General features: G+C 56.0%; 10 protein-coding genes. 5 read left to right on the top strand and 5 right to left on the bottom strand.

Going from position 1 to position 12,526, the window contains the following annotated elements; translation table 11 throughout:
• The first annotated feature begins 85 nt into the window (after positions 1-85).
• Both ghxP and IM313_RS00215 read left to right on the top strand, forming a co-directional pair.
• Positions 86-1,435, top strand: coding sequence for a guanine/hypoxanthine transporter GhxP (gene ghxP / locus IM313_RS00220; RefSeq protein ID WP_028015179.1), 1,350 nt, complete (start codon positions 86-88; stop codon positions 1,433-1,435).
• Between the two features lie 153 nt (positions 1,436-1,588).
• Complete coding sequence (locus tag IM313_RS00215) at positions 1,589-3,235, top strand: Na+/H+ antiporter (protein WP_028015180.1); 1,647 nt, start codon at positions 1,589-1,591, stop codon at positions 3,233-3,235.
• 81 nt (positions 3,236-3,316) lie between these two features.
• On the opposite strand, the gene IM313_RS00210 is transcribed toward IM313_RS00215, so the two are convergent.
• Entirely contained in the window at positions 3,317-4,204 is an 888-nt protein-coding gene (locus tag IM313_RS00210) for a LysR family transcriptional regulator (protein WP_041911529.1), read from the bottom strand.
• 102 nt (positions 4,205-4,306) lie between these two features.
• Between IM313_RS00210 and IM313_RS00205 the strand changes: the two genes are divergently transcribed.
• Together IM313_RS00205 and IM313_RS00200 are read left to right on the top strand one after the other, a co-directional pair.
• Positions 4,307-4,717: a CidA/LrgA family protein gene (locus IM313_RS00205; RefSeq protein WP_048959362.1), complete on the top strand. Its 411-nt coding sequence runs from the start codon at positions 4,307-4,309 to the stop codon at positions 4,715-4,717.
• Positions 4,710-5,399 (top strand): LrgB family protein, encoded by a 690-nt coding sequence (locus IM313_RS00200; protein WP_045630755.1) that lies wholly within the window; start codon positions 4,710-4,712, stop codon positions 5,397-5,399. The genes IM313_RS00205 and IM313_RS00200 overlap by 8 nt, the downstream gene beginning before the upstream one ends.
• Before the next feature lie 13 nt (positions 5,400-5,412).
• Here the strand turns inward: IM313_RS00200 and IM313_RS00195 are convergent, their stop codons facing one another.
• From IM313_RS00195 to acs, 4 genes are all read right to left on the bottom strand, one after another.
• Positions 5,413-5,979, bottom strand: a complete 567-nt coding sequence (locus IM313_RS00195; protein WP_192972040.1) for a hypothetical protein — start codon at positions 5,977-5,979, stop codon at positions 5,413-5,415.
• A gap of 703 nt (positions 5,980-6,682) precedes the next feature.
• Positions 6,683-8,332: a cation/acetate symporter ActP gene (actP, locus tag IM313_RS00190; RefSeq protein WP_045630756.1), complete on the bottom strand. Its 1,650-nt coding sequence runs from the start codon at positions 8,330-8,332 to the stop codon at positions 6,683-6,685.
• Positions 8,329-8,643 (bottom strand): DUF485 domain-containing protein, encoded by a 315-nt coding sequence (locus tag IM313_RS00185; RefSeq protein ID WP_028015185.1) that lies wholly within the window; start codon positions 8,641-8,643, stop codon positions 8,329-8,331. Before IM313_RS00185 ends, actP begins: the two co-directional genes overlap by 4 nt.
• Before the next feature lie 128 nt (positions 8,644-8,771).
• The gene (gene acs, locus IM313_RS00180; protein ID WP_041911526.1) at positions 8,772-10,730 is read right to left on the bottom strand and encodes an acetate--CoA ligase; all 1,959 of its coding nucleotides are present in this window, start codon (positions 10,728-10,730) and stop codon (positions 8,772-8,774) included.
• Positions 10,731-11,153: 423 nt separating this feature from the next.
• Between acs and gltP the strand changes: the two genes are divergently transcribed.
• Positions 11,154-12,467 carry a glutamate/aspartate:proton symporter GltP gene (gene gltP / locus IM313_RS00175; protein WP_028015187.1) on the top strand — a complete coding sequence of 438 codons (1,314 nt, stop codon included), beginning with the start codon at positions 11,154-11,156 and terminating at the stop codon, positions 12,465-12,467.
• Positions 12,468-12,526: the final 59 nt, after the last annotated feature.

Raw genomic sequence — 12,526 nt, 5'->3', positions numbered from 1 at the left:
ACACACGGATTTGACGTTTTAGCTGGCAGCGGTGTCTCCACCACGCTTATGGACGTTCTATAAAAACTCTCAGGGGATGTTTTCTATGTCTACGCCATCTGCGCGTACCGGCGGTTCACTTGACGCCATGTTTAAAATTTCGGCTCGTGGCAGCACCGTGCGCCAGGAAGTCGTTGCCGGTCTGACCACGTTTCTGGCGATGGTTTACTCCGTCATCGTGGTGCCGGGCATGCTGGGCAAGGCGGGCTTCCCGCCTGCGGCTGTCTTTGTCGCCACCTGCCTGGTGGCCGGCGTGGGCTCCATCGTAATGGGCCTGTGGGCGAACCTGCCGCTGGCGATTGGTTGCGCCATCTCTTTGACCGCCTTTACCGCGTTCAGTCTGGTGCTGGGCCAGCAGATCAGCGTACCGGTTGCCCTCGGCGCCGTGTTCCTGATGGGCGTACTGTTTACCGTTATTTCTGCCACCGGCATCCGTAGCTGGATTTTGCGCAACCTGCCGCAGGGCGTGGCGCACGGCACCGGTATTGGTATCGGCCTGTTCCTGCTGCTGATCGCTGCCAACGGCGTGGGTCTGGTCATCAAGAACCCGCTGGACGGCCTGCCGGTAGCGCTCGGTCATTTCGCGAGCTTCCCGGTCATTATGTCGCTCATCGGTCTGGCGGTGATTATCGGCCTGGAAAAACTGAAGGTGCCGGGCGGCATTTTGCTGACCATTATTGGCATTTCCATCGTCGGCCTGATTTTCGATCCGACCGTTCACTTCTCCGGTATTTTCGCCATGCCGTCGCTGAGCGATGACAAAGGCAACTCCCTGATCGGCAGCCTGGATATCGTCGGCGCGCTGAACCCGGTGATCCTGCCAAGCGTGCTGGCGCTGGTGATGACCGCGGTATTTGACGCCACCGGTACCATTCGCGCGGTGGCCGGGCAGGCCAACCTGCTGGATAAAGACGGTCAGATTATTGATGGCGGCAAAGCGCTGACCACCGACTCCCTGAGCAGCGTCTTCTCTGGTCTGGTGGGGGCGGCGCCTGCGGCGGTGTATATCGAATCTGCAGCGGGTACGGCGGCAGGCGGTAAAACCGGCCTGACGGCCATCACCGTTGGCGTGCTGTTCCTGCTGATCCTGTTCCTCTCTCCGCTCTCATACCTGGTACCGGCTTACGCGACCGCGCCAGCGCTGATGTACGTCGGCCTGCTGATGCTGAGCAACGTGGCGAAAATCGATTTTGCGGACTTCGTGGATGCGATGTCCGGCCTGATTACCGCAGTGTTTATCGTCCTGACCTGTAACATCGTGACCGGCATTATGATCGGCTTTGCCTCACTGGTGATTGGCCGCCTGGTCTCCGGTGAGTGGCGCAAGCTGAACATCGGCACCGTGGTGATCGCCGTTGCGTTGGTCGCCTTCTACGCGGGCGGCTGGGCAATCTAAATTATCCATTGATGCGAAAACGGGTGGCTCAGGCCGCCCGTTTTTATTTTCAGGACTCATCCCGTTGCCTTTTGCGTTACTCTGGAGAGGATAGAATAAGAGGCACGACGCCTCAGGTTTGGCTTAAAAAGAAACACAGCAAACAGGGAACGCATGGAAATTTTCTTCACAATACTCATCATGACCCTTGTGGTCTCATTATCCGGGGTGGTTACACGCGTACTGCCCTTCCAGGTCCCCCTGCCTTTAATGCAAATAGCCATCGGCGCGCTGCTGGCGTGGCCGACGTTCGGTCTGCACGTAGAGTTCGATCCGGAACTGTTCCTCGTGCTGTTTATCCCGCCGCTGCTGTTTGCCGATGGGTGGAAAACGCCGACGCGCGAATTTCTTGAGCACGGGCGAGAGATCTTCGGCCTGGCGCTGGCGCTGGTGGTCGTTACCGTGGTCGGGATTGGTTTCCTGATCTACTGGGCCGTACCGGGTATCCCGTTAATTCCCGCCTTTGCGCTGGCGGCCGTGCTGTCGCCGACCGACGCTGTGGCCCTTTCCGGCATTGTGGGTGAAGGGCGCATTCCGAAGAAAATAATGGGCATTTTGCAGGGCGAGGCGTTGATGAACGACGCTTCCGGCCTGGTGGCCCTGAAGTTTGCCGTGGCGGTAGCCATGGGCACCATGGTCTTTACCATTGGTGGCGCGACCCTGGAATTCTTCAAGGTGGCGATTGGCGGTATTCTCGCGGGCTTCGTGGTGAGCTGGCTGTACGGTCGTTCGCTGCGCTTCCTCAGCCGCTGGGGCGGCGATGAACCGGCGACGCAAATCGTTCTGCTGTTCCTGCTGCCGTTTGCCTCTTACCTTATCGCTGAACATATCGGCGTCTCGGGCATTCTGGCGGCGGTAGCCGCGGGGATGACCATCACCCGCTCCGGCGTGATGCGCCGCGCGCCGCTGGCGATGCGCCTGCGTGCCAACAGCACCTGGGCGATGCTGGAATTTGTCTTTAACGGCATGGTCTTCCTGCTGCTGGGCCTGCAGCTGCCGGGCATCATGGAATCCTCGCTGATCGCGGCGGAGGCGGATCCAAACGTTGAAGTCTGGATGCTGTTTACCGATATCGTGCTGATCTACATGGCATTAATGCTGGTGCGTTTCGGCTGGCTGTGGACGATGAAAAAATTCAGCGTCCGCTTCCTGACCAAAAAGCCGATGGAGTTCGGCTCCTGGACCACGCGCGAGCTGCTGATTGCTTCCTTCGCGGGCGTACGCGGGGCGATAACCCTCGCCGGTGTGCTCTCTATTCCGCTGCTGCTGCCGACGGGCGACGTCTTCCCGGCGCGCTACGAGCTGGTGTTCCTGGCGGCGGGCGTGATTCTCTTCTCGCTGTTTGTCGGCGTGATTATGCTGCCGATTTTACTCCAGCACATTGATGCCGGTGACTCGACCCAACAGCACAAAGAGGAGCGGATAGCCCGTGCGGCGACGGCAGAAGTCGCGATTGTCGCCATTGAGAAGATGGAGGAGCGTCTGGCTGCCGATGCCGAAGAGAACATTGATAACCAGCTGCTGAAGGAAGTCAGTTCACGCGTGATTGGTAATTTGCGCCGTCGTGCTGACGGACGTAACGACGTGGAAAGCTCGCTGCAGGAAGAGAACCTGGAGCGTCGTTTCCGCCTGGCGGCGCTGCGCTCCGAGCGTGCCGAGCTGTATCACCTGCGCGCCACGCGTCAGATCAGCAACGAGACGCTGCAAAAGCTGCTGCACGATCTGGACCTGTTAGAAGCGCTGTTAATAGAGAATCAGTAGCGCGTTGTTGCCCGGTGGCGCTACGCTTACCCGGCCTACGTTTGAACCGTAGGCCGGGTAAGGCGAAGCCGCCACCCAGCACTATTCAGACCGCACCCAAAACCCCTCACAACATTGCAGCCACGCCTGTGCGCTGTGCGAAAGATACACTCCTTCACGCCAAATCATCCCCAACTGCCAGTGCAGGTCACTCTCCAGCGGGATCCAGCGCAGCGTGTTTTTATCAAGCCGCTCGCAGATCGGCTGTGGCAGAATGGCAATTCCCACGCCCGCCTGCACCATTGCCGCCAGGAAATCCCACTGGCCGCTGCGTACCGCAATACGCGGCTTCACGTTATGGTGGTTAAACAGAGTCATCAACTGGCGGCTTAAGGCGAAGTCTTCGTTGTAGATCAGCAGCGGGTGTTCGCCGAGCAGATCGGGCTTCACTGAGTCTATCTTCAGCCAGTCGCCGGAGCGGGGCACCAGCACGCACAGTGGATGGCTGAACAGCGGCAGCGTTGCCAGCCCGCTCTCTTCCTCCACGGGAAGGGCCGTCATCGCCACGTCCAGCTCGCCGTTGATCACCGCCTGCTGCACGGTCAGGCCGCCAAATTCAGAAATTTTGAGCTCAACGCCAGGGTAGCGCTGACGGAACAGGCTTATCGGCCCGGCCATCATCATGCCAACCATCGGCGGAATGCCGAGCCGCAGCAGACCTTTCGTCAGGTGGTTGATGTCCGCAAGCTCGGCCTCAAGCTGGCGAAACTCCGCCAGGATCGCCAGCCCGCGCTCGAACACCACGCGTCCGGTATCGGTCAGCAGCAGCTTGCGTCCGTCGCGGATCAGCAGGGTACAGTTCAGCTCGTCTTCGAGGTTTTTCAGCATCTTGCTGATGGTTGGCTGGGTAACGAACAACTTCTCCGCTGCGCGGGTAAAACTTTGCTGGCGAACCACCTCGACAAAATAGCGCAGCGTTCTTATGTCCATGATTATTCCTCGAAACTATACCTTCGATGATTTTAATTCATTTCAGTCGATGACGTACGCTCACTATACTGGCGCCTCGTCTCATTTCTGAGGAAAACCCCCATGGCCGTGGCGTTAAGCCGTGTTACGCCTGCCGTTGTGCAACGACTCCAGGTCCCGGTTCAGGTACTGCTCTACGCGGGACTGTTTATTTTTGCGGAATACCTTGTCGACTGGCTGCATCTGCCTTTACCCGCCAACCTGGTGGGAATGGTGCTGATGCTGGTGCTGATCCTCTGCCGCGCGTTGCCCCTCAGCTGGGTGCGCGCCGGCGCGCGCTGGCTGCTGGCGGAGATGCTGCTGTTCTTCGTTCCGGCCGTGGTGGCGGTGGTGAACTATGCGCAGCTGCTGATGGTCGACGGCTGGCGCATCTTCACGGTTATTGCCCTGAGCACGCTGATGGTGCTGGGTGCAACCGCCTGGGTGGTGGATAAGGTGTACCGGTTCGAAATCAGCAGGCAAAAGCATGACTAACTTTCAGATAAGCGTGCTGTGCCTGATCGTGACGGTCGCCATCTACTTTGCCAACAAGCGCCTGTATCGCCGCTTTCGCACGCTGCCGCTGATGCCGCTGGTCTTCACGCCCATCCTGCTGGTGCTGATGCTGGTCTTCGGCCATATCTCCTGGCAGAACTACATTGGTGAATCCCACTGGCTGCTGTGGCTGCTCGGCCCGGCGACTATCGCCTTTGCGGTGCCGGTGTATGACAACCTGGCGATTATCAAACGCCACTGGATGTCGCTCAGCGCGGGCGTCGTCACCGCCACGGTGGTGGCGGTCTGTAGCTCCGTCTGGCTGGCGCGGCTGTTTACCCTCTCCGATGAAATTCAGCGCAGCCTGGCCGTGCGCTCGGTGACCACGCCGTTTGCGCTGGCAGCGGCTAAACCGCTCGGCGGGCAGCCGGACCTGGTGGCGCTGTTCGTGGTGGTGACGGGCGTCTTTGGCATGGCGGTGGGAGATGTACTGTTCCTGCGGCTCTCTATCCGTGAAGGGATGGCGAAAGGCGCGGGATTTGGCGCGGCATCTCACGGGGCAGGCACGGCGCGTTCGTATGAGCTGGGTCAGCAGGAAGGGGTCGTTGCAAGCCTGGTGATGATGCTCTCGGGCGTAACGATGGTGCTGATTGCGCCGCTGGTGGCGTGGGTGATGTTTTAATTTACAGGTAAAATTAACGTTTCTTTTCTGTATACATTCGTGGCCCCCAAGTGTCACGGCGGACTGATATAAATTCATCAACCGCATTTTTTATCTCACTTCGGCTGATTCCTTTTTTTACGAATCTCTTGTGAAGATGCTTATGTAATATTGAGTCCCATTTCTCAAAGGTGGTTCTAGCCGGTATTTCAATTAAAATTTTTGGTGCGTTGATATCATTGCTTAGCTTATGACCAGGCTTTCCTGGTTGAAGGTAGATTGCACGTGATTGAATTATGCAATCAACGAGAAGAAGATATTTGCTTAGATCGAATTTAATAACCATGTGATATTCTAAAGGTTGTTGAAAAATAAGCTCTAAGAAAACATTTTTTTTTGAGAACCTATGATATCCCCAAATAGAGATTACATCTCCGGGTGGAGTGTCATTATGGATGGATATTACATTGGACAGTGTGACGTCCTCTAAAGTATCTATAATCACGACCGGTATCAACCTTCCATCTGCTGTAAACGGTGCTGATATTGCACCATCTGCAATGGGTTCAAAAACAGGTATTTTAGAATTATCTTTACTCATTTTAAACCTTATTAATTATGTGCGTGTCGACGGTTGAGGTTTTTCCATCAGTGGTAGTGGCTATGATGGTATATAATTCAACGAAAAGATCTTTTTTAATTATATCCGGGAGTTTGAATGTTATCCATCCTGAACGTGCTGATTTTTCTTGCAAGCATATTGGTTCCTCCAGTAAACTAGAATAATTCCTAAGATCTACTGGAGAAATTGATGGGGAAGGGGGAAGTTTGATTACGTATTTCGCTTTGTTTTTATCATAGCAGTCTAATTGAAGGTGTAATTTTGAAATGGTGTTTTGTATAGTACAATCATTAACGAAATTCAGCGCAAAAGAAATGTAACTGAAATCGTCTTTATTCCATTTATAAACATCGATTAGATATATTCCAACAACTCCGTAACGTTCTAAATGCTGTTGTTTACTTATTCGTAAGGATTTGCCAGCGTATATTAATGAGCATACTGAAATTATTGCCGAGATAAAGGCAACGAAAAAAGATGCTAGTGCAATTTTATCGCTCAAACTCCAAGTTGAGTATTCTATAAGGTCCGGCATGTTATAGTTAACTTATAAGAGAATTGTTACTTTTATACTATATATTATCAATTGATAATGCAACGCGCTGGGGCATACTAAAAAAATTATGAACTTGAGAATAGGGTACGGTTATTCTCCCCGGCCAGCATGACCGGGGAGAAAGGCTTAGTGCGCGCGGCCCTGCTCAACGCCGAGGCCGGTTTGTGAGCGGATAAACTGGGCGCGGAATTTCTCACGCTCCAGGTTACCCTCCGGAGAGTTGTCGGTAGCCGAGAAGACCCAGATACCGATAAACGCCACGGCAATGGAGAACAGCGCCGGGTACTCGTACGGGAAGATAGCGCTTTCGTGACCGAGGATCTGCACCCAGATGGTCGGGCCGAGGATCATCAGAATTACCGCTGTCAGCAGGCCGAGCCAGCCGCCTATCATCGCCCCACGGGTGGTCAGTTTGGACCAGTACATGGAGAGCAGAATGATTGGGAAGTTACAGCTTGCCGCAATCGAGAAGGCCAGTCCCACCATAAAGGCGATGTTCTGCTTCTCAAACAGGATCCCCAGCAGAATAGCGACCACGCCCAGCACCAGCACGGTGATTTTGGAAACCTTCAGCTCGTCGCGCTCGCTCGCGCCTTTACGGAAGACGTTGGCGTAAAGGTCGTGCGATACCGCAGACGCGCCCGCCAGCGTCAGCCCGGCGACCACCGCAAGGATGGTGGCAAAGGCCACGGCGGAGATAAAGCCGAGGAACAGGTTGCCGCCCACCGCGTCGGCCAGGTGCACCGCCGCCATGTTGTTACCGCCAATCAGCGCACCCGCCGCGTCTTTAAACGCCGGGTTCGCGCCCACCAGCATGATCGCGCCGAAGCCGATGATAAAGGTCAGGATGTAGAAGTAACCCATAAAGCCGGTGGCGTAGAAGACACTCTTACGCGCTTCACGCGCGTCTGACACCGTGAAGAAACGCATCAGAATGTGCGGCAGGCCAGCGGTACCAAACATGAGGCCGAGACCGAGAGAGAGCGCGGAGATCGGATCTTTCACCAGCCCGCCCGGGCTCATGATCGCTTCTCCTTTCGGGTGGACAGCCATCGCTTCGGTGAAGAGGTTATTAAAGCTGAAGCCGACGTGTTTCATCACCATAAAGGCCATAAAGCTCGCGCCGAACAGCAGCAGTACGGCTTTGATGATCTGCACCCAGGTGGTGGCCAGCATGCCGCCGAACAGAACGTACATCACCATCAGCACGCCCACCAGCACCACCGCGATGTGGTAGTTCAGGCCAAACAGCAGTTCGATAAGCTTGCCCGCGCCCACCATCTGGGCGATCAGATACAGCGCCACCACCACCAGCGAGCCGCAGGCGGAGAGGGTACGAATCGGCCCCTGCTTCAGGCGATAGGATGCCACGTCAGCGAAGGTGTAACGTCCCAGGTTGCGCAAGCGTTCGGCAATCAGGAACAGAATGATCGGCCAGCCGACGAGGAAGCCGAGGGAGTAGATCAGGCCGTCATAGCCGGAGGTGTACACCAGCGCGGAGATCCCGAGGAACGAGGCGGCGGACATAAAGTCACCCGCAATCGCCAGGCCGTTCTGGAAGCCGGTAATGTTGCCGCCCGCGGTGTAGTAATCGTTACGGGAGCGAACGCGTTTCGACGCCCAGTACGTAATGTACAGCGTCAGCACCACGAAAATCAGGAACATGATAATCGCCTGCCAGTTGGTGGGCTGGCGCTGTACCTCGCCGGTAATGGCATCCGCCGCGTGGGCGGCAAAGGGAAGTGTGGCGGCTAGCGCCGTCAGGACTCGCTTCATGATGCTTTTACCTCTTGCAGTACCGCTTTATTAAGACGATCGAACTCACCGTTCGCGCGCCAGACGTAGACGCCGGTCAGCACAAACGAAATCACGATCACGCCAATGCCAATGGGGATACCGCGCGTCACGCTGGTGCCCTCATGTAACGGGGTGCCCAGCCAGTGCGGCGCAAAGGCGATCAGCAGAATAAAGCCGACATAGATAATCAGCATGATGATGGAAAGGGTGAAGGCAAACCGTTGCCGCTTATCGACGAGCTCCCTGTAGTGCGCACTATTCTCTATCTGCTGACAAATATCGTTATTCATCACAGAAATCTCCAGAGGTAAGGTTGGTTTGTTTTATCCCCTCTCCCCTATGGGGAGAGGGTGAGGGGAGGAAGGTGCGGTCTGATGCCCTCACCCCGGCCCTCTCCCACGGGGAGAGGGGGAAAAAATTATGAAGGCATTGCGATGGCCTGCTTCTCTTCGAGCAGTTTGTCCACCACGCCAGGATCCGCAAGCGTTGAGGTATCGCCGAGGTTGCTGGTATCGCCTGCCGCGATTTTGCGCAGGATACGGCGCATAATCTTGCCGGAACGGGTTTTCGGCAGCGAGTCTGTCCAGTGCAGTACGTCCGGCGTGGCAAGCGGGCCAATCTCTTTACGTACCCAGTTGCGCACCTCGGTATACAGCTCCGGCGACGGCTCTTCGCCGTGGTTCAGGGTGACGTAGGCGTAGATCGCCTGGCCCTTGATGTTGTGAGGAATGCCGACCACCGCCGCTTCGGCAATCTTCGGATGCGACACCAGCGCGGACTCAATTTCTGCCGTACCCAGACGGTGGCCGGAAACGTTCAGCACGTCGTCCACGCGTCCGGTGATCCAGTAATAACCATCTTCATCCCGGCGCGCGCCGTCGCCGCTGAAGTACATGTTTTTAAAGGTCGAGAAGTAGGTCTGCTCGAAGCGCTCGTGATCGCCAAACAGCGTGCGCGCCTGGCCCGGCCAGGAGTCTGTGATCACCAGGTTACCCTCGGTGGCGCCTTCCTGCGGATTACCTTCGTTATCCACCAGCGCAGGCTGCACGCCGAAGAACGGACGGGTTGCCGAGCCGGCCTTCAGCTGCGTCGCGCCCGGCATTGGGGTGATCATGAAGCCGCCGGTTTCGGTCTGCCACCAGGTGTCCATCACCGGGCACTTCTCGTTACCGATTTTCTTCCAGTACCACTCCCAGGCTTCCGGGTTGATGGGCTCGCCCACGGAGCCGAGGATGCGCAATGAGGAGCGGTCAGTGCCCTCGATGGCCTTATCGCCTTCCGCCATTAACGCGCGGATCGCCGTTGGCGCGGTGTAAAGAATGTTGACCTGGTGCTTATCGACCACCTGACACATGCGCGCCGGGGTCGGCCAGTTCGGTACGCCCTCAAACATCAGCGTCGTTGCGCCGCAGGCCAGCGGGCCGTACAGCAGGTAGCTGTGTCCGGTGACCCAACCCACGTCGGCGGTACACCAGTAGATGTCGCCCGGATGGTAGTCGAAGACGTATTTAAAGGTGGTGGCCGCATAGACCAGATAGCCGCCGGTGGTGTGCAGTACGCCTTTCGGTTTACCGGTTGAGCCGGAGGTGTAAAGAATAAACAGCGGATCTTCCGCGTTCATCTCTTCCGGCTGATGCTGGTCGCTCGCTTTTTCAATCAGGTCGCTCCACCACAGGTCACGCCCCTCGTGCCAGTCGATCTTGCCGCCGGTACGCTTGAGGACAATGACGTTATTGATGGATTTGACGTTCGGGTTTTTCAGCGCTTCATCGACGTTTTTCTTCAGCGGAATACCGCGCCCGGCGCGTACGCCCTCGTCGGCGGTGATCACCAGCTTCGAGTTCGAGTCAACGATGCGCCCGGCAACCGCTTCAGGGGAGAAGCCGCCGAAGATGACGGAGTGGATCGCGCCAATACGCGCGCAGGCGAGCATAGCTACCGCCGCTTCCGGCACCATCGGCATGTAGATCGCCACCACGTCGCCTTTTTTAATCCCCTGGTCCAGCAGCACGTTAGCGAAGCGGCAGACGTCGCGGTGCAGCTCTTTATAAGAGATGTGTTTGCTCTGAGAGGCATCGTCGCCTTCCCAGATAATGGCCGTTTCGTTGCCGCGTTCGGCAAGATGGCGGTCCAGGCAGTTCGCCGCCAGGTTCAGCGTGCCGTCTTCATACCATTTAATGGAGACGTTGCCTGGCGCGAAAGAGGTATTCTTCACCTTCTGATAAGGTTTGATCCAGTCAAGGATGTGACCCTGCTCGCCCCAGAAGGCGTCCGGGTTGGTAACAGATTGCTGATATTTCTCGTGGTACTGCTCCGGGGTGATCAGGCAACGGTCCGCAATGTTTGCGGGAATGTCGTGTTTGTGTATTTGGCTCATGGCTTTTTTTCTCCTTGTAAGATGTTAATAATATGTCGCAAAAACGTTAATAGTAGGGGCTTTACAAGCTTTGTTTAGTATTTGGGCGACAGATCACGCATTGTTTGAACAGGTTGAAAATTGAGCGAATGAAACTTTGAAGGGAAATAATTCACGATGCCGATTATTCACAATTCTTTATAAAAAAGCGTTTTTATAACAAAAGGTTATTTATCAGAATTATGACAAACTCGCGTCATAACCGCTTTTGATAGTGAAATGCGTCGTTCTTTAAGGCTTGCGCAACAGGTCGTGCAAATGATACTCATACGCCGCGTTAAAAAATCCCATAAACCAACGCAACACAATTCATACCCTTTCAGTATGTCTCCATATTCATGCAGTTTTGCTGGTGCGGAGATTTCATTGAGGAAGTCAGTTTCTATGAAAAATTTGAAAGTCAGCCTGGCCTGGCAGATCCTGCTGGCCCTTGTGCTGGGCATCTTGCTGGGCAGTTATCTCCATTATCATAGCGACAGCCGCGAGTGGCTGATTGCGAACCTGCTCTCTCCGGCAGGCGATATTTTTATTCATCTGATTAAGATGATTGTGGTGCCCATTGTGATCTCGACGCTGGTGGTCGGTATCGCGGGCGTCGGCGATGCGAAGCAGTTAGGTCGCATTGGCGCGAAAACTATTCTCTATTTCGAAGTGATCACCACGGTTGCGATTATCCTCGGCATAACGCTGGCGAACGTATTCCAGCCAGGCTCCGGGATCGATATGTCGCAGCTGGCGACGGTGGATATTTCGAAATACCAAAGCACCACCGCTGACGTGCAGAGCCATTCCCACGGTCTGATGGGGACTATCCTGTCGCTGGTGCCGACCAACATCATTGCTTCCATGGCGAAAGGCGAGATGCTGCCGATCATCTTCTTCTCGGTGCTGTTTGGTCTGGGGCTCTCCTCCCTGCCGGCAACACACCGTGAGCCGCTGGTCACCGTGTTCCGCTCAATCTCCGAAACCATGTTCAAAGTGACCCACATGGTGATGCGCTACGCGCCGGTTGGGGTGTTCGCGCTTATCGCCGTGACCGTGGCGAACTTTGGTTTTGCCTCCCTGTGGCCGCTGGCGAAGCTGGTGATCCTGGTGCACTTCGCCATTCTGTTCTTCGCGCTGGTGGTGCTGGGGATTGTGGCGCGCCTGTGCGGGCTGAGTATCTGGATCCTGATCCGCATCCTGAAGGATGAACTGATTCTGGCGTACTCCACCGCAAGCTCTGAGAGCGTGCTGCCGCGCATCATTGAGAAGATGGAGGCGTACGGTGCGCCAGCGTCGATAACGAGCTTCGTGGTGCCGACCGGCTACTCCTTTAACCTGGATGGCTCGACGTTGTACCAGAGTATTGCGGCGATCTTTATCGCGCAGCTGTACGGCATTGACCTGTCGCTGTGGCAGGAGATCGTACTGGTTCTGACGCTGATGGTGACCTCAAAGGGCATCGCAGGCGTGCCGGGCGTCTCCTTCGTGGTGCTGCTGGCGACGCTGGGCAGCGTGGGTATACCGCTGGAAGGCCTGGCGTTCATCGCCGGTGTGGACCGTATCCTCGATATGGCGCGTACGGCGCTGAACGTGGTGGGTAACGCGCTGGCGGTGCTGGTTATCGCCAAGTGGGAACACAAATTCGACCGTAAAAAAGCGCTAGCGTATGAACGTGAAGTGCTGGGTCGTTTTGATAAGACGGCTGACCAGTAACATCCTAAGCCCGGTGGCGCTGCGCTTACCGGGCCTACGGGTTTTGTAGGCCGGGTAAG

The organism is Enterobacter cloacae complex sp. P2B (genome assembly GCF_014895985.1).
Taxonomy (GTDB): Bacteria; Pseudomonadota; Gammaproteobacteria; order Enterobacterales; family Enterobacteriaceae; genus Enterobacter; species Enterobacter bugandensis.
The sequence above is the reverse complement of the archived record's forward strand: the minus strand, read 5'-3'. Positions and strand labels throughout refer to the sequence as shown.

Coding starts and splice junctions, on each gene's coding strand:
- ghxP (WP_028015179.1), top strand. CDS start 86: ATGTCTACGCCATCTGCGCGTACCGGCGGTTCACTTGACGCCATGTTT.
- IM313_RS00215 (WP_028015180.1), top strand. CDS start 1,589: ATGGAAATTTTCTTCACAATACTCATCATGACCCTTGTGGTCTCATTA.
- IM313_RS00210 (WP_041911529.1), bottom strand. CDS start 4,204: ATGGACATAAGAACGCTGCGCTATTTTGTCGAGGTGGTTCGCCAGCAA.
- IM313_RS00205 (WP_048959362.1), top strand. CDS start 4,307: ATGGCCGTGGCGTTAAGCCGTGTTACGCCTGCCGTTGTGCAACGACTC.
- IM313_RS00200 (WP_045630755.1), top strand. CDS start 4,710: ATGACTAACTTTCAGATAAGCGTGCTGTGCCTGATCGTGACGGTCGCC.
- IM313_RS00195 (WP_192972040.1), bottom strand. CDS start 5,979: ATGAGTAAAGATAATTCTAAAATACCTGTTTTTGAACCCATTGCAGAT.
- actP (WP_045630756.1), bottom strand. CDS start 8,332: ATGAAGCGAGTCCTGACGGCGCTAGCCGCCACACTTCCCTTTGCCGCC.
- IM313_RS00185 (WP_028015185.1), bottom strand. CDS start 8,643: ATGAATAACGATATTTGTCAGCAGATAGAGAATAGTGCGCACTACAGG.
- acs (WP_041911526.1), bottom strand. CDS start 10,730: ATGAGCCAAATACACAAACACGACATTCCCGCAAACATTGCGGACCGT.
- gltP (WP_028015187.1), top strand. CDS start 11,154: ATGAAAAATTTGAAAGTCAGCCTGGCCTGGCAGATCCTGCTGGCCCTT.